The organism is Arthrobacter sp. SLBN-122, from assembly GCF_006715165.1.
GTDB lineage: Bacteria > Actinomycetota > Actinomycetes > Actinomycetales > Micrococcaceae > Arthrobacter.
This window is the reverse complement of the sequence record NZ_VFMS01000001.1, coordinates 3,732,592-3,756,434: the sequence shown is the minus strand read 5'-3', so window position 1 is coordinate 3,756,434 and position 23,843 is coordinate 3,732,592. Positions and strand designations below refer to the sequence as shown.

Annotated in this window: 15 protein-coding genes; 6 read left to right on the top strand and 9 right to left on the bottom strand. The window is 67.6% G+C overall.

Annotation, left to right across the window (positions count from 1 at the left end):
- Window positions 1-35: 35 nt before the first annotated feature.
- Entirely contained in the window at window positions 36-2,720 is a 2,685-nt protein-coding gene (locus tag FBY36_RS17225) for a bifunctional acetate--CoA ligase family protein/GNAT family N-acetyltransferase (RefSeq protein ID WP_142121375.1), read from the bottom strand.
- Window positions 2,721-2,796: 76 nt separating this feature from the next.
- On the opposite strand from FBY36_RS17225, the gene FBY36_RS17220 reads away from it, so the two are divergent.
- Together FBY36_RS17220 and FBY36_RS17215 are read left to right on the top strand one after the other, a co-directional pair.
- Entirely contained in the window at window positions 2,797-5,316 is a 2,520-nt protein-coding gene (locus FBY36_RS17220) for a DNA gyrase/topoisomerase IV subunit A (RefSeq protein WP_142121373.1), read from the top strand.
- A 34-nt stretch (window positions 5,317-5,350) separates the two neighbouring features.
- On the top strand, window positions 5,351-5,869 hold the full coding sequence (locus FBY36_RS17215) for a DinB family protein (RefSeq protein WP_142121371.1): 519 nt from the start codon (window positions 5,351-5,353) through the stop codon (window positions 5,867-5,869).
- A gap of 21 nt (window positions 5,870-5,890) precedes the next feature.
- On the opposite strand, the gene cydD is transcribed toward FBY36_RS17215, so the two are convergent.
- From cydD to FBY36_RS17200, 3 genes are read right to left on the bottom strand one after another with little or no spacing between them, the layout of a single operon-like run.
- Entirely contained in the window at window positions 5,891-9,292 is a 3,402-nt protein-coding gene (gene cydD, locus FBY36_RS17210) for a thiol reductant ABC exporter subunit CydD (RefSeq protein ID WP_142121369.1), read from the bottom strand.
- A 1-nt stretch (window position 9,293) separates the two neighbouring features.
- On the bottom strand, window positions 9,294-10,343 hold the full coding sequence (gene cydB, locus FBY36_RS17205; protein ID WP_142121367.1) for a cytochrome d ubiquinol oxidase subunit II: 1,050 nt from the start codon (window positions 10,341-10,343) through the stop codon (window positions 9,294-9,296).
- Window positions 10,344-10,358: 15 nt separating this feature from the next.
- Entirely contained in the window at window positions 10,359-11,963 is a 1,605-nt protein-coding gene (locus FBY36_RS17200) for a cytochrome ubiquinol oxidase subunit I (RefSeq protein ID WP_142121365.1), read from the bottom strand.
- A 259-nt stretch (window positions 11,964-12,222) separates the two neighbouring features.
- Between FBY36_RS17200 and FBY36_RS17195 the strand changes: the two genes are divergently transcribed.
- The gene (locus FBY36_RS17195; RefSeq protein WP_018769682.1) at window positions 12,223-12,606 is read left to right on the top strand and encodes a BlaI/MecI/CopY family transcriptional regulator; all 384 of its coding nucleotides are present in this window, start codon (window positions 12,223-12,225) and stop codon (window positions 12,604-12,606) included.
- Between the two features lie 6 nt (window positions 12,607-12,612).
- A complete protein-coding gene (locus FBY36_RS17190) occupies window positions 12,613-13,605 on the top strand; it encodes a M56 family metallopeptidase (RefSeq protein ID WP_142121363.1) in 993 nt (330 codons plus the stop codon).
- 26 nt (window positions 13,606-13,631) lie between these two features.
- Here the strand turns inward: FBY36_RS17190 and FBY36_RS17185 are convergent, their stop codons facing one another.
- Window positions 13,632-15,740, bottom strand: a complete 2,109-nt coding sequence (locus FBY36_RS17185; RefSeq protein ID WP_142121361.1) for a DNA gyrase/topoisomerase IV subunit B — start codon at window positions 15,738-15,740, stop codon at window positions 13,632-13,634.
- A 256-nt stretch (window positions 15,741-15,996) separates the two neighbouring features.
- Between FBY36_RS17185 and FBY36_RS17180 the strand changes: the two genes are divergently transcribed.
- A complete protein-coding gene (locus tag FBY36_RS17180) occupies window positions 15,997-16,218 on the top strand; it encodes a DUF7455 domain-containing protein (RefSeq protein ID WP_013600696.1) in 222 nt (73 codons plus the stop codon).
- 177 nt (window positions 16,219-16,395) lie between these two features.
- Here FBY36_RS17180 and FBY36_RS17175 read toward each other — a convergent pair whose 3' ends face one another.
- The 4 genes from FBY36_RS17175 to FBY36_RS17160 all read right to left on the bottom strand — a co-directional run bounded on the left by FBY36_RS17175 (window position 16,396) and on the right by FBY36_RS17160 (window position 21,798).
- Window positions 16,396-17,709: an RNA polymerase sigma factor gene (locus FBY36_RS17175; protein WP_142121359.1), complete on the bottom strand. Its 1,314-nt coding sequence runs from the start codon at window positions 17,707-17,709 to the stop codon at window positions 16,396-16,398.
- A gap of 315 nt (window positions 17,710-18,024) precedes the next feature.
- Complete coding sequence (locus FBY36_RS17170; protein ID WP_142121357.1) at window positions 18,025-19,368, bottom strand: DUF4192 domain-containing protein; 1,344 nt, start codon at window positions 19,366-19,368, stop codon at window positions 18,025-18,027.
- 96 nt (window positions 19,369-19,464) lie between these two features.
- The gene (locus tag FBY36_RS17165) at window positions 19,465-20,808 is read right to left on the bottom strand and encodes an MFS transporter (RefSeq protein WP_142121355.1); all 1,344 of its coding nucleotides are present in this window, start codon (window positions 20,806-20,808) and stop codon (window positions 19,465-19,467) included.
- A gap of 51 nt (window positions 20,809-20,859) precedes the next feature.
- Complete coding sequence (locus FBY36_RS17160) at window positions 20,860-21,798, bottom strand: proteasome assembly chaperone family protein (protein WP_142121353.1); 939 nt, start codon at window positions 21,796-21,798, stop codon at window positions 20,860-20,862.
- A gap of 256 nt (window positions 21,799-22,054) precedes the next feature.
- Between FBY36_RS17160 and FBY36_RS17155 the strand changes: the two genes are divergently transcribed.
- Entirely contained in the window at window positions 22,055-23,578 is a 1,524-nt protein-coding gene (locus FBY36_RS17155) for a leucyl aminopeptidase (protein ID WP_142121351.1), read from the top strand.
- Window positions 23,579-23,843: the final 265 nt, after the last annotated feature.

Below are 23,843 nucleotides of genomic sequence, written 5' to 3'. Positions count from 1 at the left end.
ATTTTCACAGATCGTTCGATGACTTGCTAACCGCGTCAGCCCAGCATGGCCCGGCGCGCACTGTCAGTGCGCTGCGCGGCGTTGCCGATGCGCACGTCGGCGGCGAGGATGGTGATTCCCGACGTGCCGCACAAAACAGGGTTGAATTCCACCAGCGCGATCTCCGGGTGGTTGTCCTTCATCCAGGCCAGCCGCGCGGCGAGGTCCTCCAGCGCCTGCACGTCCACGGCCGGCAGGCCCTGATAGCCGAAGAGCTTCCGGGACGCCCTGGGGGCCCGGACGAAATCATGGACGTCCGCCGCGGAGAGCGGCGGCACCCGGTGTGACCAGTCGTCCAGGAGGTTGACGGCGTCGCCGGCGAGCCCAAACGAGATGACGGGGCCCAGCAGCGGATCCTCGATGGCACGGAACGTGCAGGCCTGCCCCACGGGCGCCATCGCCTGGACTTCCAGGACCGGATCGCCGTAGGCGGCGAGCGCCCGCCGCATCTGCTCGATGTTGAGCCTCAGCGACTCAGCGTCCTCGATGCCGAGGCGCACCCCCCCAAGGTCCAGCCGGTGCCGCAGTGCGGGGTCGGTGGTTTTCAGGACCACCGGCCAGCCCAGTGCGTCTGCTGCCGCCACGGCCTCATCCGGGGTGGTGAACCCGGCAGAGGGCAGGACGGAGATGCCGTAATGCCCCAGCAGGGAAGCAGCCGCGGCCGGGTCCAGCTGCTTAAGCTGTTCGCCTGTCACGTCCCGCAGCAGGGCGTCGAGTTCGGCCTCCGCCTGCCGGGGGTCGCAGCCGGCGGGTTCGACGAACTGCCCCTGGTCGCGGGCCGCCCACTCCGCGTACCTGACGACGGACGCGAGCGCGGCCACGGCGGCGCCGGGGTTGGAAAAGCAAGGGACGGTACAGCCCTCCGCCCCCACCAGGCCTTCCACGTTGATGGCAGGGTCAAGGATGCCGGTGAATGCTGCCACCACCGGCTTCCCGGCACTGGCCGAACATTCCGCCAGGACCTGCGCTACGGCGTCGGCGGTCAGTCCGCGGGCCGGCAGCAGCGCGGCGACGGCGGCATGCACGGCATCCGAAGCCAGGGCGTCAAGGAGGGCCTTCCGCAGTGCGGGCAGGGCCACCGACTGGCCGGCATCGAGGTCCAGGCCGGAAACCACCTGCGACACTCCCAGTCCGTGCGCTGCGGCGCTGTCCGCCACGACGTTCCCCAGCGCCTGGGAGTTGCTGAAGATGGCCACGTCCGGTCCTGTCGGCAGGGGCTGCCCTGACACCACCTGGGCCACGTCCACCAGCTGTTCCACCGTTTCCACGCGGATCACGCCCGACTGGCGCAGCATGGCATCCAGCGCCCCGGCCGGTGCCTGCGTGGTCCGGACCGCGTGTCCGGGCGGCAGGCGGAGCCCCATGGTGTCCGACTTGGCAACGATGACCGGCTTGGTGCGCGCCAGCCGCCGCGCGATGCGGGAGAACTTGCGCGGGTTGCCGATCGATTCCAGGTACAGGCCCACCGCGGAGGTGTCGGCGTCATCCTCCCAGTACTGCATCATGTCGTTGCCGGAGACGTCGGCCCTGTTGCCTGCCGAGAGGAGGCTGGACAGCCCCAGCCGGCGCCGGCTGGAAGCGGCGTACAGTGAGACGCCGATGGCCGCCGACTGGCTGAACAGGCCCAGGCCGCCGCGGAGCGGCATGGTGGGAGCCATCGAGGCGTTCAGGGACACGTCCGGGTGGGTGTTGGCGATGCCCAGCGATGCCGGGCCGATCACCCTCATCCCGTTGGCCCGGGCCTGGCGCACCAGGGCGCGCTGGCGCAGCAGGCCCCGCTCGCCGTCGTCCGCGAAGCCTGCCGAGGCGACCACCACGCCCTTGACGCCCGCGGCCGCACACTCAGCCACAACGCCGGCCACTTCCTCGTAGGGGACGGCGATGATGGCCAGCTGGACGGGTTCGGGAACCTCGGAGAGCTTGCCGTAGGACATCATCCCCGCCAGCTCCAGCGCCTCCGGGTTAATGGCGTACACGGACCCGTGGAAGCCACCCTCGATGATGTGCTCGAGCAGCTGGTACCCCACGGTGCCCCACTTGCGGCTGGCACCGATCACGGCAACGGACGACGGCGCCAGCAGCTCCCGGACGCTCCTCGCCTCGGCGCGGTGCTCGCGGGACTCCATCACGACGCGCGATTTCTCGGTGGGGTCGATGTTGAACTCCAGGCTCACCACGCCGTCGTCGAAGTGGCGCTTGACGTCGTAGCCGGCGTCGGAGAAGACCATCAGCATCTTGCGGTTTTCCGGCAATACTTCAGCGGTGAACTTCCGGATCCCGTTTTCATGCGCGGCGGCGGCCAGGTGCTCCAGGAGGATGGACCCGATTCCCCTCCCCTGGTGGGCGTCGGCAATATTGAAGGCGACCTCTGCTTCGGTGGGATCGGAAAGCCGGTCGTAGCGGCCGATGCCGATGATTTCCCCGTGGATGGTGATGACGAACGCCACCCGGTCCTTGTAGTCCACTTCCGTGAAGCGTTTGAGCTCCTTGGCGGACAACTTTGCCTTGAAGGCAAAGAAGCGCATGTAGATTGAATTCTGCGACTGTCCGGTGTGGAAGGCCTGCACCGCGTCCGCGTCCGACGGGTGGATGGGCCGCAGGTGCGCTGTCCCGCCGTCGCGCAGGACGACATCGGCTTCCCAATGTTCCGGATATTCGCCGTCCCCGGGCTGATCCACCATAGGCTTAGCCTAGCCAAAAACTATCGCAGCACACCCCAAGGCTGCGCAGTAACCCCAGAAGGATTTACCAAACCCCATGGCACGCCGCCAAAGTTCACAGCCCATCGTGGAGAGCGACTACACGGAAAACATCGTCGATATCGACGTGACGTCCGAAATGCAGGGCTCCTTCCTGGAGTACGCGTACTCGGTGATCTACTCCCGGGCCCTCCCCGACGCCCGTGACGGACTGAAGCCGGTACAGCGCCGCATCCTGTACATGATGAGCGACATGGGCCTGCGCCCGGACCGGGGCCACGTCAAGAGTGCCCGCGTGGTGGGCGAGGTCATGGGCAAGCTGCACCCGCACGGCGACGCCGCCATCTACGACGCGATGGTGCGCATGGCGCAGGACTTCTCGCTGCGGCTGCCGCTGATTGACGGGCACGGCAACTTCGGCTCGCTCGACGACGGCCCGGCAGCGCCGCGGTACACCGAGGCAAGGCTGGCGGCGGCCGCCCTCACCCTCACCAACCACCTCGACGAAGACGTGGTGGACTTCGTCCCCAACTACGACAACCAGCTGACCCAGCCAGACGTCCTTCCCGCTGCCTTCCCCAACCTGCTGGTCAACGGCGCCACCGGCATCGCCGTCGGCATGGCCACCAACATGGCCCCGCACAACCTGGTGGAGGTCACCTCCGCCGCCCGGCACCTGATTGCCAACCCGGACGCTACGCTCGATGACCTCATGCGGTTCGTTCCGGGCCCTGACCTGCCCAGCGGCGGCCGCATCGTTGGCCTGGACGGCATCCGCGACGCCTACGCCACGGGCCGCGGCTCCTTCAAGACCCGGGCGAAGGTGGAGGTGGAACAGCTCTCCGCGCGCCGTACCGGCCTGGTGGTCACCGAACTGCCGTACATGGTGGGCCCGGAAAAGGTGATCGAGAAGATCAAGGATGCCGTCAACGCCAAGAAACTGACCGGCATCAGCGACATCGTGGACCTGACCGACCGCAAGCACGGGCTGCGGCTGGTCATCGAGCTCAAGAACGGCTTCAACCCGAACGCCGTCCTGCACCAGCTCTACCGGTACACGCCGATGGAGGACTCCTTCGGCATCAACAACGTCACGCTGGTGGACGGCCAGCCGCAGACGCTTGGCCTGGTGGACCTCTTGCGCGTCTACGTCAATCACCGCATCAACGTGGTCCGGCGCCGGACTGTCTTCCGGCTCGGGAAGAAGAAGGACCGCCTGCACCTGGTGGAGGGCCTCCTCATCGCCATCGTGGACATCGACGAAGTCATCCAGATCATCCGATCCTCGGACGAGGCCTCAGCAGCGCGTGAGCGGCTGATGTCCATCTACGATCTCACCGAGATCCAGGCGAACTACATCCTGGAACTGCGCCTCCGCCAGCTCACTAAATACTCCCGGATCGAGCTGGAGAAGGAACAGGACGAACTTCGCCGCGAAATCGCGGAGCTGCAGGCCATCCTGGACTCCGAGGAACTGCTCCGCACCGTGGTCTCCGACGAACTCGGCGCCATTGCCGAGGAACATGGCACTCCGCGCCGCACCGTGCTGCTGGAATCCGAGGCCGTGGCCCCCACCGTTGCGTCCGCTGAGCTGGTGGCGGCCAATGGCAAAAAGGGCAAGGCCGCGCCGCTGGCACTGGAGATCGCTGACGACCCCTGCTGGGCCATCCTCACCGCCTCCGGGCAGGTGGCCCGCACCAGCAACCAGGAGCCGCTGGCCGAGGCCGGGCCCCGGAGCAAGCATGACGTGTACTCATCCGTGGTGAAGACGTCGGCCCGCGGCGAAATCGCGGCCGTCACCTCGCTGGGCCGCATGCTGCGCCTGCAGGTCATGGACATGCCGGTCCTGCCTCCGGTTGCCGGGCTGCCCAACCTGGCGGGAGGTGTTCCGGCCAGGGAATTCCTCACCCTGGTGAAGGGCGAGACCCTGGTGGCGTTTGTGCGCCTTGATGAGGTCCTGGCCATCGGCACGGCCCAGGGTGTGGTGAAGCGCGTCCAGCCGGACTACCCGCTGAACCGCGAGGACTGGGAAGTCATCAGCCTCAAGGACAAGGACGTGGTGGTGGGGGTGGCTCCCGCCGGAGACGACGACGCCGAACTGGTGTTCCTCACCAGGGAGGCCCAGCTGCTGAAGTTCCCCGCCGCCGTCGTCCGCCCCCAGGGACGCACCGCCGGCGGCATGGCCGGGATCAAGCTCGCCGCGGGCGACCAGGTGATCTTCTTCGGCGCCGTCCAGCCCAAGGACGAGGCCGCCGTCGTGGTCACCATCGCCGGCACCAACGGCGCCCTTCCGGGCACCGCCCCGGGTACGGCCAAGGTCACGGCGTTCTCCGAGTATCCGGCCAAGGGGCGTGCCACCGCCGGGGTCCGGTCGCACCGGTTCCTGAAGGGTGAGGACATGCTGCTGCTCGCCTGGGCGGGACACGGGCCGGCCAAGGCTTCATCCGCCGCGGGCGTGGCGCGGTCGCTGCCGCAGGAACACGGCCGCCGCGACGGTTCGGGCGTCCCGCTCTCCCAGGCGGTTGAAGCGGTGGGCCCGGCCATGGCATGGACGGACGGCCCGGCAGCGGAGGCGTAGCTTCGGGTCCATGCGTACCGCTTAGACTGCTCCCATGCCTATCGTTCCTGATGCCAAGGACTGGACCTGGGTCCTGTCCCGCCCCTGCCCGGAATGCTCCTTCAACGCCTCCACAGCCACGCCGTCAACGGTTCCCGGGAGCATCGAAAGCATGATCCCCCGGTGGCGGGCCGTCCTCCGCCGGCCGGACGCAGCACAGCGCCCCGACGACGACACGTGGTCGGCGCTGGAGTATGCGTGCCATGTGCGGGACGTCTTCGCACTCTTCGACCAGCGGCTGAACCTGATGCTCGCCGAAGACGGCGCCCGTTTCGAGGATTGGGACCAGGACCGGACGGCTGTTGAGAAGGACTACGCCAACGCCGAACCCTCCGAGGTGGCCCGCGAACTGGCGGCGGAAGGCCACCAGGCCGCTGAGGCGTTCGCCGGCGTCCGCGAAGAGGACTGGGGACGCAGGGGGCTGCGCAGCAACGGCTCGGAGTTCACTGTCCTCACGCTCTCCCAATACTTCCTGCACGACGTCGTCCACCACCTTCACGACGTCGACGGCTGACGAAATCGAGCGCGTCCGGCCCTACCGGGAAGCGGCCAGCGATGCCCGGGGCCGTCCGGACGATGCCGAAAGGTCCAGCCGGGCGTCGACGGCCATGATGTCTGCCGGGTTGTGGGTGACCAGCACCACGGTGCGGTCCCGAAGCCCCGCGCGCAGGTCCGCCAGCATGGCGGCCGCGGACTCCGCGTCCAGGTGGGCGGTGGGCTCATCCAGCAGGATCACCTGCGCGCCGGTCAGCAGGGTCCGTGCCACGGCCAGCCGCTGGCGCTCGCCGCCGCTCAGAAAGGCACCGCCGGGACCGATCCGCGTGTCCAGCCCCGCCGGGAGCCGGCCCACCAGGCCCGCAAGTCCGACGGCGGCCAGGACGGCTTCCAGCCCGTCGTCCGCCAGGGGCGGTGCACCATCTCCGGACGGCCGGCCCAGCATCAGGTTGCCGCGGATGGTGGAGTCGAAAAGGTGCGCCTCCTGCGGGCACCACGCCGCCCGCCCGGTGACCCGCACCTGGCCTGCAGCCGCCGGCAGGAACCCCAGCAGCGCCGAAAGCAGGGTTGACTTTCCCGAACCCGAAGGCCCGGTCACTGCCAGCCACCGCCCCGGAGCTGCCACCGCGTCCACGCCGGAGAAGACCGGGGAGCCGACCGGCCAGGCCACGGCCAGGTCCACCAGTTCAACACCGGGTTCACCGCCGGCCCGGCCGGGAACGGGGTACAGCCCGTCGGACACGTCGCCGCCATCAAGGGCCCCCGACTCCCCCACCTTGCGCATGACGGCACGGAGCGCCGGGAACTGGCGGGCCGCCGTCGTCATCGCTGCGTACGGTTCCACCAGCGCGAGCAGCAGGAGGACCACGACGGCTGCGGTGGCCGGGGCCACCTGGGCCGCGAGGACGCCGGGAGCCGCCAGCCAAGCGGCAGCCAGCGCGGCCGTGCCGCAGGCGGCGGTGGCGATGGCATGTCCCAGGCCGTCTGCCCAGGCTGAGCGCTGGGATGCGGCCGTGGCGCGGCGGTCCTCTGCCAGTAGCGCCTCAAGCACGAAAGGTGCTACGCCGTTTGCGTGCAGTTCGGCGCGCGCGTCCAGGGCCGCCGTCACGCGCCGCAGGACGCCGGAGCGAAGGGACTGCTCGGCGGTGGCGGATTTGCGGTCGCCCCAGAGGGCGGCAGCGGGCGCCAGCAGCAGGCCGCTGAGAGCCGCACCGGCCACCGCGGGAAGGGCTGCCGGGACCAGGACAGCGGTGGCGCTCACGGCCAGCACGGACACCGCCACCGCCGTGATGGGCGGCAGGACCACGCGCGGAAGGAGGTCGCGGACGGTGTCCACGTCGTCAATGACCGTCCCCAGCACGTTGCCGCCCTGCAGGAGCCGGCGCAGCGACAGGGCCCTGCGGCTCAGTGACTCCCAAAGCCGGCCGCGCAGGCGGGTGAGTGCGGCAAAGACGGCATCGTGCAGCAGCAGCCGCTCCCAGTAGCGGAAGACGGCCCGGCCGATGCCGAAGAACCGGACGCCCACGATGGCGGTCAGGAGGTAGAGGATGGGCGGCTGCTCGCTGGCGCGGATGATGAGCCAGCCGGAAAGGCCGGAAAGCGCGACGGCGAAGACAGCCGCCAGCGTGCCGACGACAGCAGCGGCGCCGAACTTGCCCCTCACCGGCGCCAGGAGGGCGGCCAGGAGGCGGACCGGGCCAGGTGCGGCCTGGGCGGGCCGGCTGGTACCGGCGTTGTTGGCTGCATTGCCCCCGCTTGTCTCTGCTGCAGCGGGGCCTGTGGCGGCAGTGGGCAGGACATCTTCAGCGCTGTCATTTCGGAGCGTTGCCGGCGCGGGCTGGCTCCTCGTTCCCACCGGCACCAGCAGGTCTGCGAGCTGCCGGGTCCGCTGGTTGTGAGCCACCAGGATCACGGTGGCCTGACCACGGAGCCGCCGGATGGCGTCCTCCACAACGAGGGCGGAAGCATCGTCCAGGTGGGCCGTGGGCTCGTCCAGCAGCAGGAGGGCGGCACCGGCCTCGATCCTGGCCAGCCCGCGGGCCAGGGCCACGCGGCGCAGCTCGCCAGGGCTCAGTTCCGCCTGGTGCTTCGCGGCCAGGTGGGCTGCTCCGGATCGGTCAAGGCAGCGGCGGGCAGTCTCTTCTGCGGCCAACCGGTCCGTCCCCCGGCCGGCCTCCGGCGAAAGGTACAGCAGCACCTCGTCCAGGACGGTGCCGGCCACCATGACGGGGTGCTGCGGCACCCAGGCCACGGTACTGCGGTCCAGTCCGCGGATGGATCCGGTGATGCCCGTCCCGTCGCCGGTGCCGATGGTTCCGGCCAGCACGCCCAGGATGGTGCTCTTGCCCGCGCCGCTGGGTCCGTCCAGGGCGGTGATCCTGTACTGCGGCGCGGTGAAGGTGAGGGGTCCCACGGCTGCTTCGGACCGTCCGGCGTAGGTCACGGTAAGTCCGGTGACCTCCAGCGGGGCACCCGGCCTGCCGGCCTTGGCCGCCGGCAGGGGTGTTGGCTCGGGTCCGCCGGTGACGGCGGCGGTTTCCGCGAGCGCCACCCGGCCGTCGTCGCTGGCGTGGTGGGCGGTGCCCAGTTCGCGCAGCGGGAGATAGCAGTCCGGTGCCAGGAGGAGCGCCAGCAGGCCGGCTTCCAGTGGCATGTCGCCGTGGACCAGCCGGACCCCGATGAAGACGGCCACAACGGCCACCGAAATGGTGGCGATGAGTTCCAGGGCCAGTGCGGACAGAAAGGCGGTCCGCAGGGTGCCCATGGTGCGGGTGCGGTATTCGTCGGAGATTTCCTCCAGGGCCTTGCGCTGGGCGGTGGCCCGGCCCAGCCCCACCAAAACCGGCAGGCCCTTGGCGAGCTCCAGCATGTGGGCGCCCAGCCGGGCCAGCGATGCCTGCGCCTCGCGGACGCTGTCCTCGGTGTACCGGCCGATCAGCACCATGAACACCGGGATCAGGGGCACGGTGAGGACAATGACCAGCGCGCTCACCCAGTCCGCGAAGAGGATCCGGGCCCCCAGCAGCAGTGGCACGGCCGCGCAGTTAACCAGCGCGGGAAGGAACTGCGTGTAGTAGCTGTCCAGGGCGTCCAGTCCGCGGGTTGCCAGTACCGCCAGGCCGCCGTCGCCCGGGCCTGAGGACCTGACGCCCGTGCGGAGGGCGCGTTCCAGCAGCTCCGCACGGAGTTCTTCCTTGACCCCCAGCGCTGCGCGGCGGGCGGCGACGGCCTGGCCCCAGACGGTCAGCGAGCGAAGGACGACGCCGGCGAGCCCGGCAGGGAGCTGGGTTGCCCAGGCAGGGTCCCCGGCTACCAGGCCGGCCAGGGCGGACGCCACGGCCTGGCCGATCAGGACCAGGGACAGGGCCTTGAGGGCGGCCAGGACTCCCAGCCAGTAGATGGCCGAACGGGTTGCCGGACCGGCAGGAAAGGCGGGCCGCACGTCAGCCCTTGGTGGTGAACGCCTTGGCGGCCACCGCCGGGAGGAAGCTGTGGGCTTCCGGGATGTGGGCGGCGCTGACGCGGCGGCGGAAGACCCAGTAGGTCCAGGCCTGGTAGGCGATCACCAGGGGAAGGCCCACAGCTGCCACGATGCTCATCAGCCCCAGCGTGTAGTCCGAGGAGGAGGCGTTGGAGATGGTGAGGTCAAAGGCGCTGTCCAGCGTGGAGGGCAGCACCACCGGGAACACGGCCCCGAAGATGGACGCCGTGCCGAGCACCAGGAAGGCGCCCAGGGCCAGGAAGGACCGGCCTTCGGAGCCGTTCCGGGCCAGCAGCCAGGCTGTAGCGGCAGCAGCAACGGCCAGGACGACGGCGGCCCAGGTCCACGGTTTGCCGGCCATGAACTGGATGGCGAGGGCCCATGCTGCGATGGGCAGCAGCAGGACCGGCAGGAGCCGCACGAACCACCGGCGGGCGCGGTGCCGTATCTCCCCATCCGTTTTGAGGGCCAGGAACGCCAGGGCGTGGAGCAGTGCGAAGCCCACCACGGCGATGCCGCCCAGCAGGGCGTAACCGCTGAACCAGGCCATGGGGCCGCCTTCACGGTCGCCGTTGGCGTTCAGCGGAAGACCTGTGGTGGTGAGCGCCAGCGCAGCGCCCACGCCAAAGGCGGCGAAGAACGAGCCCAGGGCGATGGCCCAGTCCCACCGGTTCCGCCAGCTGTCCCTGTCCACCTTGCCGCGGTACTCAAACGCCACGGCCCGGAAGATGAGGGCCAGCAGGACCACCAGCAGGGGGAGGTAGAGCGCGGAGAACAACGACGCGTACCAGAGCGGGAAGGCTGCGAACGTGGCGCCGCCGGCCGTCAGGAGCCACACCTCGTTGCCGTCCCAGACAGGCCCGATAGTGTTCAGCAGCACACGGCGCTCCGTGTTGTTGCGGGCAAAGAGCTTCATCAGCATCCCCACGCCCAGGTCGAAGCCTTCCAGGAAGAGGTAGCCGGTCCACAGCACCGCGATGGCGATGAACCAAATGGTGGGAAGCAGTTCCATTGTGTGTTTCCTCTGCTAGTAGGCGAAGGCCAGGACGTCGTCGGCGGGTTTTGTATCACCGTTGCCGCCGGGGCCCGGTGTCGCGTCCTCGTTCTCGTCCACCGGTGCGTGGCCGAGTTCGGGCATTGCGGAGAGCACCCCGCCGCGGATGTACTTGACCAGGAGTTTGACTTCCACCACCAGCAGGACTGCGTAGACGGCGGTCAGGGCAACCAGCGAGGCGATCAGTTCCCCTGCGGAGACCCCCGGGGAGACGGCGGCGGCGGTGAACATGAACACCTGGTCGATGCCGCTGGGGTCGGGGTTGGGCGCCACGACAAACGGCTGGCGGCCCATTTCGGTGAAGATCCAGCCGGCGGCGTTGGCGCCGAACGGGGCGAGGATGCCGAAGACAGCCAGCCGCATCAGCCACCGCTGCTCCGGCACGGTTCCCCTGCGGGTGAGCCAGAGCGCCACCAGTGCGGCCAGCGCAGCGAGTCCGCCAAAGCCGATCATCATCCGGAACCCCCAGTAGGTGACTTCCATGACGGGCACGTATTCGATCTCCTGGCCCGCGCGCTCACCGTAAATGGGATTGTCCGGCAGGTTGGTTCCGTAGTTGGCCTTGTATTCGGGCAGCAGGCTGTTGACACCCTTGACCTCGGTGGTGAAGTCGCCCTTGGCCAGGAAGGACAGGATGCCCGGAACCTCGATCACGGCCACCACGTCGTCGCAGTTCCTGGAACCCACGTTGCCGATGCTCAGCACTGAGAAGCCGGTGCCGTCGTGGCAGGCTGCCTCCGCGGCTGCCATCTTCATGGGCTGCTGCTGGAACATCAGCTTGCCCTGCAGGTCGCCGGTCACCGCGGTGCCGGCGAAGGAGATCATGGCCACCACGGCGCCGATCCGCAGGGACCGGATCCACACGCTGTGGTCTGCACGGTCACGGCCGGGGATGCGGACGTCTTCACCGGGGATGACCTTGCCGTCGGCACCCACGGTGTCAACGCCGTCGTGCCGCCTCCGCCAGAGGTGGTACCAGGCGATGCCCAGGAGGAAGCCGCCGGCCACAGCCAGGGCGCCGAAGAGGGTGTGCGGGACGGCAACCAGCGCCGTGTTGTTGGTGAACACGGCCCAGGCATCGGTCATGACGGGCCGGCCGTTGATCATTTCCACACCCACCGGGTGCTGCATCCAGCTGTTGGCCACGATGATGAAGTAGGCGGAAAGGGCCGACCCGATGACGGCCACCCAGAGGCAGGCAAGGTGGATGGCGGGCTTAAGCTGCTTCCAGCCAAAGATCCACAGGCCAAGGAACGTGGATTCGACGAAGAAGGCCAAGAGGGCTTCAAGGGCCAGCGGGGCACCGAAGACGTCCCCCACGAACCGGCTGTACTCGCTCCATGCCATGCCGAACTGGAATTCCTGCACGATGCCGGTGGCCACGCCCATGATGAAGTTGATGAGGAACAGCTTTCCCCAGAACTTGGTCATGCGCAGGTACTCTGGCTTGCCGGTGCGGTACCAGGCGGTCTGGATGACGGCGACCACCAGGCCCAGGCCGATGGTCAGCGGCACCATCATGAAGTGGTAGACCGTGGTGATACCGAATTGCCAGCGTGCGATTTCCAAGGCGTCCATGGCGGTCCCTACTGTTGGCCGATGCAGTTTTCTACGCTTCGTAGAACTGTAACTTCTACATAGTGTAGAACATTGGCGCCGGCGGGCGAAAACCAACGCCCTTCCCATACATGGACCGGCAAGCGCCGGCGCGCCACATGTTCTACCCGATGTAGAATCCGGGGCGGTTTCGGGGTAGATTTAGTGATGTAGTTGAACAAACCGCGTGACGTCACCGGCATTCAAAGAGCACGGTGCGGGAAATAAAAGGAAAAGTGAAATGGCTAGTCTTGGTGAACTGGAACGGGCAGTCATGGACCTGCTCTGGGCGGGCCAGGAAGCGGCTACGGCCAATACCCTGAGGGACCAGCTGGCGCGCACGTCCGCGGCGCAGGGCGGGCCGGGCCACGAAGGCAAGGAGCTGGCCGTCACCACGGTGCTCACCGTACTCTCCCGCCTGGAAAAGAAGGGGCTGGTGGAGCGCGAACGCGGAACCCGCCCGCACCGCTACCAGGCCGTGTCCAGCCGTGCGGACCACACCGCCGAACTCATGCACGAAGTCCTGGGATCAGCCCCTGACCGCGAGGCCGTCCTGGCCCGCTTCATCGGGTCCGTGTCCGAAGGTGAAGCCGAGACGCTGCGCAAACTGCTGGGCCACCTCTAACACACCATGTTCTGGGCCTCATACCTGCTGGCGGTCCTTGCGATAATCCTGGCCTGGCCGGTGCCGATCCTCCTGTCGCGGGCACAATGGCCGGCCAGGTCGCCGTTCACGGCCATGCTGCTGTGGCAGGCGATTGCGCTCGCAGGTGGACTGTCCATGATCGGCGCCATGCTGGTCTACGGCCTGGAACCCATCGGTGACAACCTCATCGCAGGGCTCCGCGCATTGGCAGGAATGGTGTTCTTCAATGCCCCCACCACTGCGCTGGGCTTTTGGCATATCTTTGCGCTGTCCACCGCTGCCCTGCTCACGGCCCACTTGGTGTTCACGCTGCTGCTGACGTACTACAAAATCCAGCGGCAGCGGCGCCGGCACCGCGAACTGCTGGCTTTGCTGGCCTCCCCGTCGGCCCAGGATGCGGGGACGCTGGTCATCAGCCACGACTCCCCTGTGGCCTACTGCCTTCCAGGCGGCGCCCGCTCCGTAACCGTCCTGTCTGACGGCCTGATGGCCGCCCTCGAACCGGCCGAGCTGCGGGCCGTCCTGATCCACGAAAACGCCCATTTGAGCCAACGGCACCACCTGCTGCTGTGGGCCTTTGCTGCCTGGCGCCAGGCGCTCCCCTGGCTTCCCACCACCAGGCTTGCCCAGGAAGCCGTCAACTCGCTGATCGAGATGCTGGCCGACGACGTTGCTTTGCGGACCGAGAGCAAGGCGACCCTCATCAAGGCGATCGCCATCGTGGCCAGCGGCTCGGCAGGAAACGCCGGCGCCGGGGACATCCGGCCGTCCTCACCCACGCTCGCCCTGTCAGGGCTGGAAGCGGCATCGGGCGGACCGGGCTCGGACGCGGTCAGGACCGCAGCCTCGCGGGTCAGCCGCCTCCTGACGCCCCAGCCCCAGCTTCCCGCCGCCGTCCGCAGCGCCGTCCTGGCCGGCTCCGTGCTGCTGTTGGCGCTGCCCACGGTGCTGCTGGTGGTTCCAGGCCTGCTGGGCTGACCCCGGCGCACTGGACTTGCCTTCAATCAGGCGTCGATGCGCTCCCGGTCAAGGCTGGACGCGCCCGCGATGATGAAGTCCTTGCGCGGGGAAACGTCGGAGCCCATGAGCAGGTCGAAGATCTCCTCTGCCTGCTGCGCGTTTTCGATCCCCACCTTGCGCAGGGTGCGGTGCCGCGGGTCCATGGTGGTTTCCGCCAGCTGCTCGGCGTCCATCTCCCCCAGGCCCTTGTACCGCTGGATGGGTTCCTTGTACCGCTTGCCTTCCTTGGCCAGGCGGGCCAGCAGGACATGGAGTTCCGCCTCGGAGTAGGTGTAGATCATTTCGTTGGCCTTCTGGCCTGCGTTGATGACCTCCACCCGGTGCAGCGGTGGAACTGCGGCGAACACCCTGCCCTCCAGGATCATGGGCCGCATGTAGCGGAAGAAAAGGGTCAGCAGCAGGGTCCGGATGTGGGCGCCGTCGACGTCGGCGTCGGTCATGAGGATCACCTTGCCGTACCGTGCGGCGCTGATGTCGAAGCTGCGGCCGGAGCCCGCGCCCACCACCTGGATAAGGGCAGCGCATTCGGCGTTGGAGAGCATGTCCCCCACCGACGCCTTCTGGACGTTGAGGATCTTGCCGCGGATGGGCAGGAGGGCCTGGAAGTCTGAGGAGCGGGCCAGCTTGGCGGTGCCCAGCGCGGAGTCGCCTTCCACGATGAACAGTTCGGAACGTTCGACGTCGTCCGTGCGGCAGTCGGCAAGCTTGGTGGGCATGGAGGAGGTTTCCAGCGCATTCTTGCGCCGTTGGGTCTCCTTGTGCACGCGCGCCGAGATGCGGGACTTCATCTCGCTGACGATCTTTTCCAGCAGCAGGGCGGACTGGGCTTTGTCGTTCCGGTTGCTGGAGGACAGTTTGGCGGAGATCTCACGCTCCACAACCCTTGCCACGATGGCACGCACGGCGCTGGTGCCGAGGATCTCCTTGGTCTGGCCCTCGAACTGCGGTTCGGCCAGCCGTACGGTCAGCACCGCTGTGAGGCCGGCGAAGATGTCATCCTTTTCGATCTTGTCGTTTCCGGCCTTGAGCTTGCGGGCGTTCGTTTCCACGGCTTTCCGGAACGTCTTGACCAGCGCCTGTTCGAACCCGGACTGGTGCGTGCCGCCCTTGGGGGTGGCGATGATGTTCACGTAACTGCGCACGGTGCTGTCGTAGCCAATGCCCCACCGCAGCGCCACGTCAACCTCACAGTCACGTTCAACCTCGGCCAGCTGGCTGTGCCCCCGTTCGTCCAGGACCGGGACGGTCTCCTTGAACTTCCCGGACCCGTGCAGCCGCCACACGTCCGTGACGGCCGGGTCCGCGGCGAGGAACTCGACGAACTCGGAGATGCCGCCGTCGTGGTGGAAGACCTCTTCATGGGGGCCCGCTTCGCCCGGGGTTCCAGGGAGCTTGCGCTCGTCCCGCACGGTGAGCTTGAGGCCCGGTACCAGGAAGGAGGTCTGGCGGGCACGGGCAACCAGGTCCTCGTAGGAGAACCTGGCATCGGGGGTGAAGATCTGCCGGTCCGCCCAGTAGCGGATTCGGGTCCCGGTGACGCCGCGCTTGGCCTTGCCCACGATGTCCAGCACCGAGTCATCAACGAAGGGAGTGAACGGCGCTGCCGGATCCACGCGGGAACCGGTGTCCTTGAAGCGGCCGGGCTCACCGCGGCGGAAGGACATCTTGTACGTCTTGCCGCCGCGGTCCACCTCGACGTCCAACCGGGAGGAAAGTGCGTTGACCACGGACGCGCCCACACCGTGCAGGCCGCCGGAAGCGGTGTAGGAGCCACCGCCGAACTTTCCGCCGGCATGCAGCTTGGTGAACACCACTTCGACGCCGGAGAGTCCCGTCTTGGGTTCCTTGTCGATGGGGATGCCGCGGCCGTCGTCGTGGATCTCCACGGAGTTGTCAGCGTGCAGGATGATGCGGATATCGTGGCCGAACCCGGCCAGCGCCTCGTCCACAGAGTTGTCGATGATCTCCCAGAGGCAGTGCATGAGGCCACGCGAGTCGGTTGAGCCGATGTACATGCCCGGGCGCTTGCGGACGGCTTCGAGGCCCTCCAGTACGGAGAGGTGCCGGGCGGTGTACTCAGAGCTTGGTGCCACTGGTGATGAACTCCTTCAGGGACGTGGAAGCGGCGCTGGGACCGCACCTTCAAGAGTAGTCGGCGGCAGCGGCCGCAGGCGTCTGCCACACCCTCCGGGCCATGTGCGGCGCGCCACCAGCCCCCGTGATGCGCGGGACTGGGCAATTCTTGACCTAACCTTGCGGATACGCGGACAGCGAACTTGCCCCATCCTTGCGATGGTTCGGATACGAATACTGGTTATATAGATGTACTGATCTACTAAGGAGGCCGACATGACAACAGCAGTGGCAGACCGCACACTAAACGCACTCGACCGGTGCGACCGTTGCGGAGCTCAGGCATATGTCCGGGTTGTACTCGAGTCCTCCGGCGGTGAGCTGTTGTTCTGCGGCCACCACGCCCGTGCAGTCGAGGCGACGCTCAAGCCGTTGAGCTCCGACTGGCACGACGAGACGGGAAAGCTTCACGAGAAAGCTGCCGTGGAAATCGACTAGATGAGGCATCGGTAACAACGAACCTGCGGGGCCCTTCCAATCCGGAAGGGCCCCGCGGGCGTTTAACTGCACCGGGACAGACGCTGGCCGCGGCAGCTGGAAACAAAGCAGGGGCTGCTCCCGAACCCACCTTGAGTGGATTCGGGAACAGCCCCTGCTTGGCTGTCCGGAAGAGACCTAGTCCAGGTAGTCCCGCAGCACCTGCGACCGGGAGGGGTGGCGGAGCTTGGACATGGTCTTGGACTCGATCTGGCGGATCCGCTCGCGGGTGACCCCGTAGACCTTTCCGATTTCGTCTAAAGTCTTCGGCTGCCCGTCCGTCAGGCCGAACCGCATGGCGACCACGCCGGCCTCGCGTTCCGACAGGGTGTCCAGGACCGAGTGCAGCTGCTCCTGCAGGAGGGTGAAGCTCACGGCGTCGGCCGGAACAACAGCTTCGGAGTCCTCGATCAGGTCGCCGAACTCGGAGTCGCCGTCCTCACCCAGGGGGGTGTGCAGCGAAATCGGCTCGCGGCCGTACTTCTGGACCTCGACCACCTTTTCCGGGGTCATGTCCAGTTCCAGTGCCAGCTCTTCGGGCGTAGGTTCGCGGCCCAGGTCCTGCAGCATCTGGCGCTGGACGCGTGCCAGCTTGTTGATGACCTCAACCATGTGCACCGGGATACGGATGGTGCGGGCCTGGTCGGCCATGGCGCGGGTGATGGCCTGGCGGATCCACCAGGTGGCGTAGGTGGAGAACTTGAAGCCCTTGGTGTAGTCGAACTTCTCCACAGCGCGGATCAGGCCAAGGTTGCCTTCCTGGATCAGGTCCAGGAACAGCATGCCGCGGCCGGTGTAGCGCTTGGCCAGCGAGACCACCAAGCGGAGGTTGGCTTCCAGCAGGTGGTTCTTGGCGCGCTTGCCGTCGTGGATGATGAATTCGAGTTCGCGCTTGTACTTCGGATCCATGGATCCGTCGTCTGCGGCAATCTTTTCCTCGGCGAACAGCCCGGCTTCGATCCGCAGTGCAAGGTCGACTTCCTGCTCCGCGTTGAGCAGTGCCACCTTACCGATCTGCTTCAGGTAGTCCTTGACGGGGTCAGCCGTGGCGCCGGCAGACATGACCTGCTGCACCGGGGCGTCATCGTCGTCCGCGTCAGAGTAGACGAAGCCCTTGCCGCTGCCGGCGGCACCCTTGACGGGATCGGCGTCGGTGTCCTCTGCTGCCTCGGGACCTTCGAGGACGACGTCGTCGAGGTCTTCCTCGACGTCTTCGACCTCATCCGGGTCAACGTCACCGGCCGACTTTCCCGCAGCCTCGGCTGCGGCCTTGGCGCCGGGCTTGGGCCCACGCTTCTTGGGCTCGCGCTTGCCGTCGCCTGCAGCCTCGCCGGCCGAAGCCTTGTTGGCTGCCCGCGTAGCTGCCCGCTTGGCATTGGTCGCGGCCTGCTTCTCCTCAGGGGACAAGACATCCTGGGCGGCGGAATCCTTCTTCGTGGAAGACGGGGTCACAGAAAACCTTTCTAGCGGTGGTCTGTGGAATCACCATACGGGCAACACCACTATGACCCTGTCAAGTCCGTGGTGAAAACCAAGCACCACCACGGCCGGCAGAGTCACTTAAGACAACTCCCGGAGCGGCTGTAATGTTCCCTTGCGGGGACGGTTACAAGCACTCGATACACGGACCCAACCGGGTCTCGGCATCCATTGTCTCACGATTTGCCCGGATCCGGCCTCCCGTGCCGCCATCCATTCCTGCTGCCCCCGGCCGGCCCGCCCCGGCCGGCCCCATGTCCTCCGCTCTTCAGGCCGGTTGGCCCCGGTTCACAGCGTTTCCTTTTGCCCCGCGGGATCGGTCCGGAATTTTTGCCAGGCGGCTTCCTTCCGTGCGGCCCAGCCACAGAGCGTGCCCCTGCCCACGAGGTCCAGCAGGAGTTCGGCAAGCCGGTATTCCGGCTCGATCCCGAGGGCCTGGCCCAGGTGGGCAGCGGCGTAGGAGCCGCGGCCGCGGCACCAGGCCACCCAGCCACGGAGCGTCAGCGCTGCGGCGGCCGGGGTCCCGCCGGGCACCGCCAGTTCTCCCAGAATCCGGTCCAGCGCGTCCAGGCCCGCCCAGTCCGGCACGTCCGGCGCCAGTCCCATGAGGACCTCACCGTAGCCGGCAGGAACGGAGCCGGACGCGGCACCGGGCATCGTGTGCCGCCTCCCGGCCGCACGCCTCGATGCCCGCGGCCCTCCCACCCCCGGTTCCCTTGTCCCCTCTTTCGTTGACCCCTGCCGAGCGCCGGCGGGTTCCGCCGGTGGCATCAACGGCACCGCCACCACGGAATGGCCGCTGCCGTCCCCACTCGCGTCCGAGAGGACGCCGAACTGTTCCGCGCCTGCCTCTGCGGCAGCCCTGCCGGCCGCGGCCATCACGAGCACGGCATCGCGCCAGGTGGGAACGATCAGTGTGGCGCGAAGGAAGGCGTCCCGCTCAACGTCCGGAATCCATGGACCGGCGTGGGTCCGGTCAAGCAGGCTCTCCCAGAAGTCAAGCACCGCAGTGAAGTGCGCCCTGCTCCGGGACTGCCCGCCAAGCTCAGCCTCCCAGGCGGCCTGCGCCTCAAGGAGGGCCGCCAGATGCAGGGCGGGGACTGGCGCCTGCTGGACTTCCGGCCCGCGCGCGGCTCTCGGAGCGGGTCCAACACTGCTGCCCCGGTACACCATTTCCGTATTGAGCATGCTGTCCCTGATCTCCTGCAGCGGCCGTCCCGGGAGCGGGCAGCACGAGGCATCGCTGCACAGGGCGTCCCGCCAGTACTCATCGCCCACGAACCAGGCATCGCGGACGGGCATCCCGGCCTGGCCCAGCACACCCTGCACTGTGGAAAGCAGAAAGTCATACGGGGATGGCCGGACCATTCCTGCGTCGCTGGTGAAGACAGCCAGCAAACTGCCGTCAGCGTCCTGGTCTGATGCGAGGTAGCGACGGACGGCACGTGCAAAAAGGGCCGGGGCCGTCTCCATCTCCGGCCCCGGGAGGTCAAGCCGGAGCGTGGCTCCAAGCCTGGTGCCGTGCAGCGTCATGGCCACCAGGCTGGCCTCTGGCCAGTACCCCAGCGAATGTGGAATGAAGCCAAGAATGTCTTCCGGCCCGCGGACTATTAATCGGTCTGAAGCTGTCATGGCTCCAGCATTCGCCGCCGGCGGTGGTGCGGGCAGGGGCCAAGCCGGCTATGTGGGTAACCAGCCCGCGGTGGAGGAAGAGTGGCGGGGACAGGCTCAGTCGTCGGGCGTTGACTGGCGGCGGCGGGCCAGGCTTTCCCGGCGCTGCCGGGCGATGGCGCTGCGCAGCGGCGGAACCACGATCCCCTGCGCGGCCATCTGCCGGCGTACCTTCCGCCGGGATGCCAGGATGGCCCCGGCACCGACAGCCAGGAGCAGGAACTGGACACTCAGGGCCAGCCGGAAGGGGGCCAGGCCGTAGAGCACCCCCTGCGAAAATCCGGTGGCGTAGAGGACGTCGAGCACCAGGCCGATCAGGAAGATGGACACCAGGGCCGCGATGAAGCCGCCAACGTTGACGATGCCGGTGGCGGTGCCGATCCGGTGCGCGGGGTTGAAGGTCCGTGCGAAGTCGAAGCCGATCATGGACCCGGGGCCGCCGATTGCGAGCACCACCACCAGGCCGGCCAGCAGCCACAGCGGGGCGCGTCCGGGCAGCAGCAGCACCGCGGCCCATGCTGCGGCGGTGGCTCCGGCGATCAGCAGCACCATGGTGGAACGGCGCAGGGGGTGGCGCGAAACGAAGCGGCCGATGAACGGGCCCACCGCCATGGCTGCGGCGACATACAGCGCCATCAGGGCGGCAACGGTACCGGCATCCAGTCCTTGGCCCGAGATCAGGAACGGGTAGCCCCACGTCATCGCGAACACGGTACCGCTGAACTGGATGGTGAAGTGGCTCCACATCCCCAGCCGTGTGCCGGGCTGGCGCCAGGCCCGGGCGAGCGAGGCGCCGGTGGCCCTGAGCCCCTGCCGGGCGTGCGGGCGCCCGGTCCCTGGCGGAGAATCCTGCAGCAGCAGCAGTACCAGCACCACGGCGAGGGCGGACATCCCTGCCAGCATCAGGAAAGCGGGGGTCCAGCCGGACAGGTGCAGGACCAGCGCGAAGGGCAGCACACTGAAGAGCTGACCCAACTGGCCGGACATGCCGGTCAACTGGGTGACCAGGGGGACGCGGGCCGGGGCGAACCAGAGCGGGATGAGCCTGATCACTGAGATAAAGGTCATCGCGTCACCGGCACCCACCAGGACACGGCCCAGGACTCCCGCCGGGATGCTTTCGGCGAAAGCCAGCTGCAGCTGGCCGAGTCCCATCAGGACTGCGCCGCCGGCGATCATGGCGCGCGAACCGAACCTGTCCACCAGCACTCCCACCGGGATCTGGAGCCCGGCGTAGACCAGCAGCTGCAGGACAGTGAAGAAGGAAATGGCGGACGCGGTTGCATGGAAGCGCTCGGTGGCCTCAAGCCCCACCACCCCGAAGGACGTCCGCTGTGCCACGGCCACCAGATACCCGAAAATTCCAATGGTCCAGATAAGCCAGGCGCGGGGAGCAGTCACTAGTTCATTATGCCCGGCCCGCGCCCGCGGCCCGGATGCTGTGACGCCCTGCTACTGCCCGGGGTTCTCCCTGGCCAGGTAGGCCTCCACGGCAGCTCCGAGGTCGTCGGCGTCGGGGAGCTCGTCATTTTCATTCGCCAGGAGCGACCGGCGCACCATGCCGTCCGCCTTCTCGTCGTACCGCGTCTCGAGGCGGGAAACCACCTGCTGGACCTCCTCGGACGCCTCGATTTGCTGTGCGATCTGGCGGCCGACCTCACGGCCGGACTCACGGAGCCGGTCCGTGGGCAGCATCAGCGACGTCGCGGCGCCGAGGTATTCCAGCCCGGCGACGGCGGCGGTGGGGTACTCGGCCTCAGCCAGGTAGTGCGGCACGTGGATGACGTACCCGGCAACATTGCGTCCTGCCTCTACCAGGCGCAGCTCCAGGATGTGGCCGACAGCCGCCGGAACTTCAACGGTGGGCTTCCACACGGAGATGCCCTCGATCAGCTCGGGCCGGTTCCCATGCACCGTCACGCCGACGGGCCGGGTATGGGGCACGGGCATGGGGATGGAGTGGATCCAGGTGACCAGGTTGACGTCCAGCTTTTCCACGATGTTCACCACGGCACGGGCGAACCGTTCCCACTGCAGGTCGGGTTCGAAGCCTGCCAGGAGGAGGAACGGCTTCCCCAGCCCATCCACCAGCCGGTACAGGGCCAGGCGCGGCTCCTGGTAGTCCTGGATGTGGTCTTCCACAAAGCTCAGGTGCGGCCGCCGGGACCTGTAGTCAATCAACTGATCAGCATCGAAGACAGCAACAGGCTGGGCATCGAGGGTGTCCAGCAGTTCGGCGTTGATCTGCTTGACCACGTGGCCGGCGTCGGCGAACCCCGTGAAACCCATCACCAGGTCCAGCCCCTGCAGCTCCGGGCTGTGGAACAGCTCGATGTTGCTGGCGTAGAGCGCGTCGGGGTCCAGCAGGGAGCCGGAAATCCGTTCAAGCACGGCGTGTTCCTTTCAGGGGTACGGGTGGACATCCTGCATAACGCGGCAGGGGCAGCCGGCATTCCGCGGCACGCTGTGGCGCACATCTCAGGAAATTCTCCCGCTGTGCGGGCGAAGGGCTACGATCGGAACTGGCCTGCCAGGCGGGCTTGCACACACCCCGGCGCCGTCCAGAACGGCCGGATCCGGGCCACCATGGCAGAGCGCCCAACATGCATCCCTGCCCGAACGTTTCGAGAATTGAGGACTCATCCCTGTGGTCAAGAATACTGAAATCAACCTTAGTACCGTCTCGCGGGACCTTAAGAAGAACCCCAGCGACGCAGTGGTCATCGGGGTGGGGCAGGGAAGCGACGGGCCGGTCCTGCTGGACAACCCGCTGACCGCGAAGTCCGCGGAGGCACTCGCTGACTCGCTGAAGGCGCTTGGGATGACCGGCGCGGCAGACCAGCTGGTCCGCCTCCCCGGCCTGCCCGAGACCGGCGCCGGAATCCTGGTCCTCGCCGGGGTGGGAAAGGTGTCCGACAGCAGCCCGCTTGCCGGCGAAGCGCTCCGCCGGGCGGCGGGATCGGCCATCCGGCAGCTGGCCGGGCTCCCCACGGTGACGCTGGCATTCCCGACGGCAACCGTGCAGGGTGTCACGGCCGTTGCCGAGGGTGCCGCGCTGGGCGCCTATTCCTTCACCGAGTTCCGGACTTCCACGGACGGGCTCAAGGATCCCGTCCGCAATGCCGTCATCTTCACGGAGCTGGCAGGCAGCACGGGCCTGGACTTCGCCCTGAAGCGGGCCGGATTAGTGGCCAAGGCCGTCAACGCCACCCGGTCCCTGGTCAACACGCCGCCGAGCCACCTGTACCCGGAGTCCTTTGCCGAGGCCGCCAAGGACCTCGCCAAGGGGCTCCCCGTCAAGGTCACGGTCTGGGATGAGAAGCGCCTTGAGAAGGAAGGCTTCGGCGGCATCATGGGCGTCGGCAAGGGCTCCACCCGGCAGCCGCGGCTGGTCAAGGTCGAGTACTCCCCCGCCAAGGCCACCGCCAAAATTGCCCTCGTGGGCAAGGGCATCACGTTCGACACCGGCGGCATCTCCCTCAAGCCGGCCCTGAACATGGGTGACATGAAGAGCGACATGGCGGGCGCCGCCGTCGTGCTTAATACTGTCCTGGCCCTCGCCGGCCTGGGCCTGCCGGTGAAGGCCACCGCCTGGCTGTGCATCGCAGAGAACATGCCCGGCGGCGGCGCATCCCGCCCTGCCGATGTGCTGACCATGTTCGGCGGCAAGACGGTGGAGGTCCTCAACACCGACGCCGAAGGCCGCCTGGTGATGGCGGACGGCATCGTCGCTGCCAGCCGCGAATACCCGGACGCCATCATCGACGTGGCCACGCTGACCGGCGCGCAGCTCATCGCACTGGGCAACCGCACCGCCGGTGTCATGGGTTCGGAGAGCGTCACGGACGCCCTTAAGGCAGCGGCCGACCGCGCCGGCGAGCTTGTCTGGCCCATGCCCCTGCCGGAGGAACTGCGCCCCAGCCTGGATTCCCAGGTGGCGGACCTGGCCAACATTGGCGAACGTCACGGCGGCATGATGACCGCTGCTGTGTTCCTGCGTGAGTTCGTGGGTAAGGACAAGGCGGGCGAACAGATCCCCTGGGCGCACATCGATATCGCGGGGCCGTCCTTTAACAACGGCAGCCCCTACGGCTACACCCACAAGCAGGGCACCGGATGCACTGTCCGTACCCTGGTCGCCTACGTCGAGGACATCCTGGCCGCGGCCTGAAAAGCTGCCTGGACGAAGGCCCCAGCGCCTGTGTCACGCGGCTCTGAGGTGCAGTGATTCCTGTGCCACAGAGCCGCGTGACACTGGACACAAGCGCTCCACAAACACAGCGCCAAGGTGGAGCATGGATAGGTGGTTCGCTAAGGTGAACCACGGTAGTCACAAATGCAAGAGAGTTGCCCTGCTGACATAATCACGGCAGTGCAAGTTCCAAGACCAGATGATGCGCGCAGAACGCGTCATCGTTCACGCGAGGGAGCGTTTT

What these genes read in the sequence shown, in the direction of transcription:
- FBY36_RS17190 (WP_142121363.1), top strand. Translation starts at nt 12,613, where the DNA reads ATGTTCTGGGCCTCATACCTGCTGGCGGTCCTTGCGATAATCCTGGCC.
- FBY36_RS17225 (WP_142121375.1), bottom strand. Translation starts at nt 2,720, where the DNA reads ATGGTGGATCAGCCCGGGGACGGCGAATATCCGGAACATTGGGAAGCC.
- FBY36_RS17180 (WP_013600696.1), top strand. Translation starts at nt 15,997, where the DNA reads ATGACAACAGCAGTGGCAGACCGCACACTAAACGCACTCGACCGGTGC.
- FBY36_RS17220 (WP_142121373.1), top strand. Translation starts at nt 2,797, where the DNA reads ATGGCACGCCGCCAAAGTTCACAGCCCATCGTGGAGAGCGACTACACG.
- cydB (WP_142121367.1), bottom strand. Translation starts at nt 10,343, where the DNA reads ATGGAACTGCTTCCCACCATTTGGTTCATCGCCATCGCGGTGCTGTGG.
- FBY36_RS17215 (WP_142121371.1), top strand. Translation starts at nt 5,351, where the DNA reads ATGCCTATCGTTCCTGATGCCAAGGACTGGACCTGGGTCCTGTCCCGC.
- FBY36_RS17200 (WP_142121365.1), bottom strand. Translation starts at nt 11,963, where the DNA reads ATGGACGCCTTGGAAATCGCACGCTGGCAATTCGGTATCACCACGGTC.
- FBY36_RS17170 (WP_142121357.1), bottom strand. Translation starts at nt 19,368, where the DNA reads ATGACAGCTTCAGACCGATTAATAGTCCGCGGGCCGGAAGACATTCTT.
- FBY36_RS17195 (WP_018769682.1), top strand. Translation starts at nt 12,223, where the DNA reads ATGGCTAGTCTTGGTGAACTGGAACGGGCAGTCATGGACCTGCTCTGG.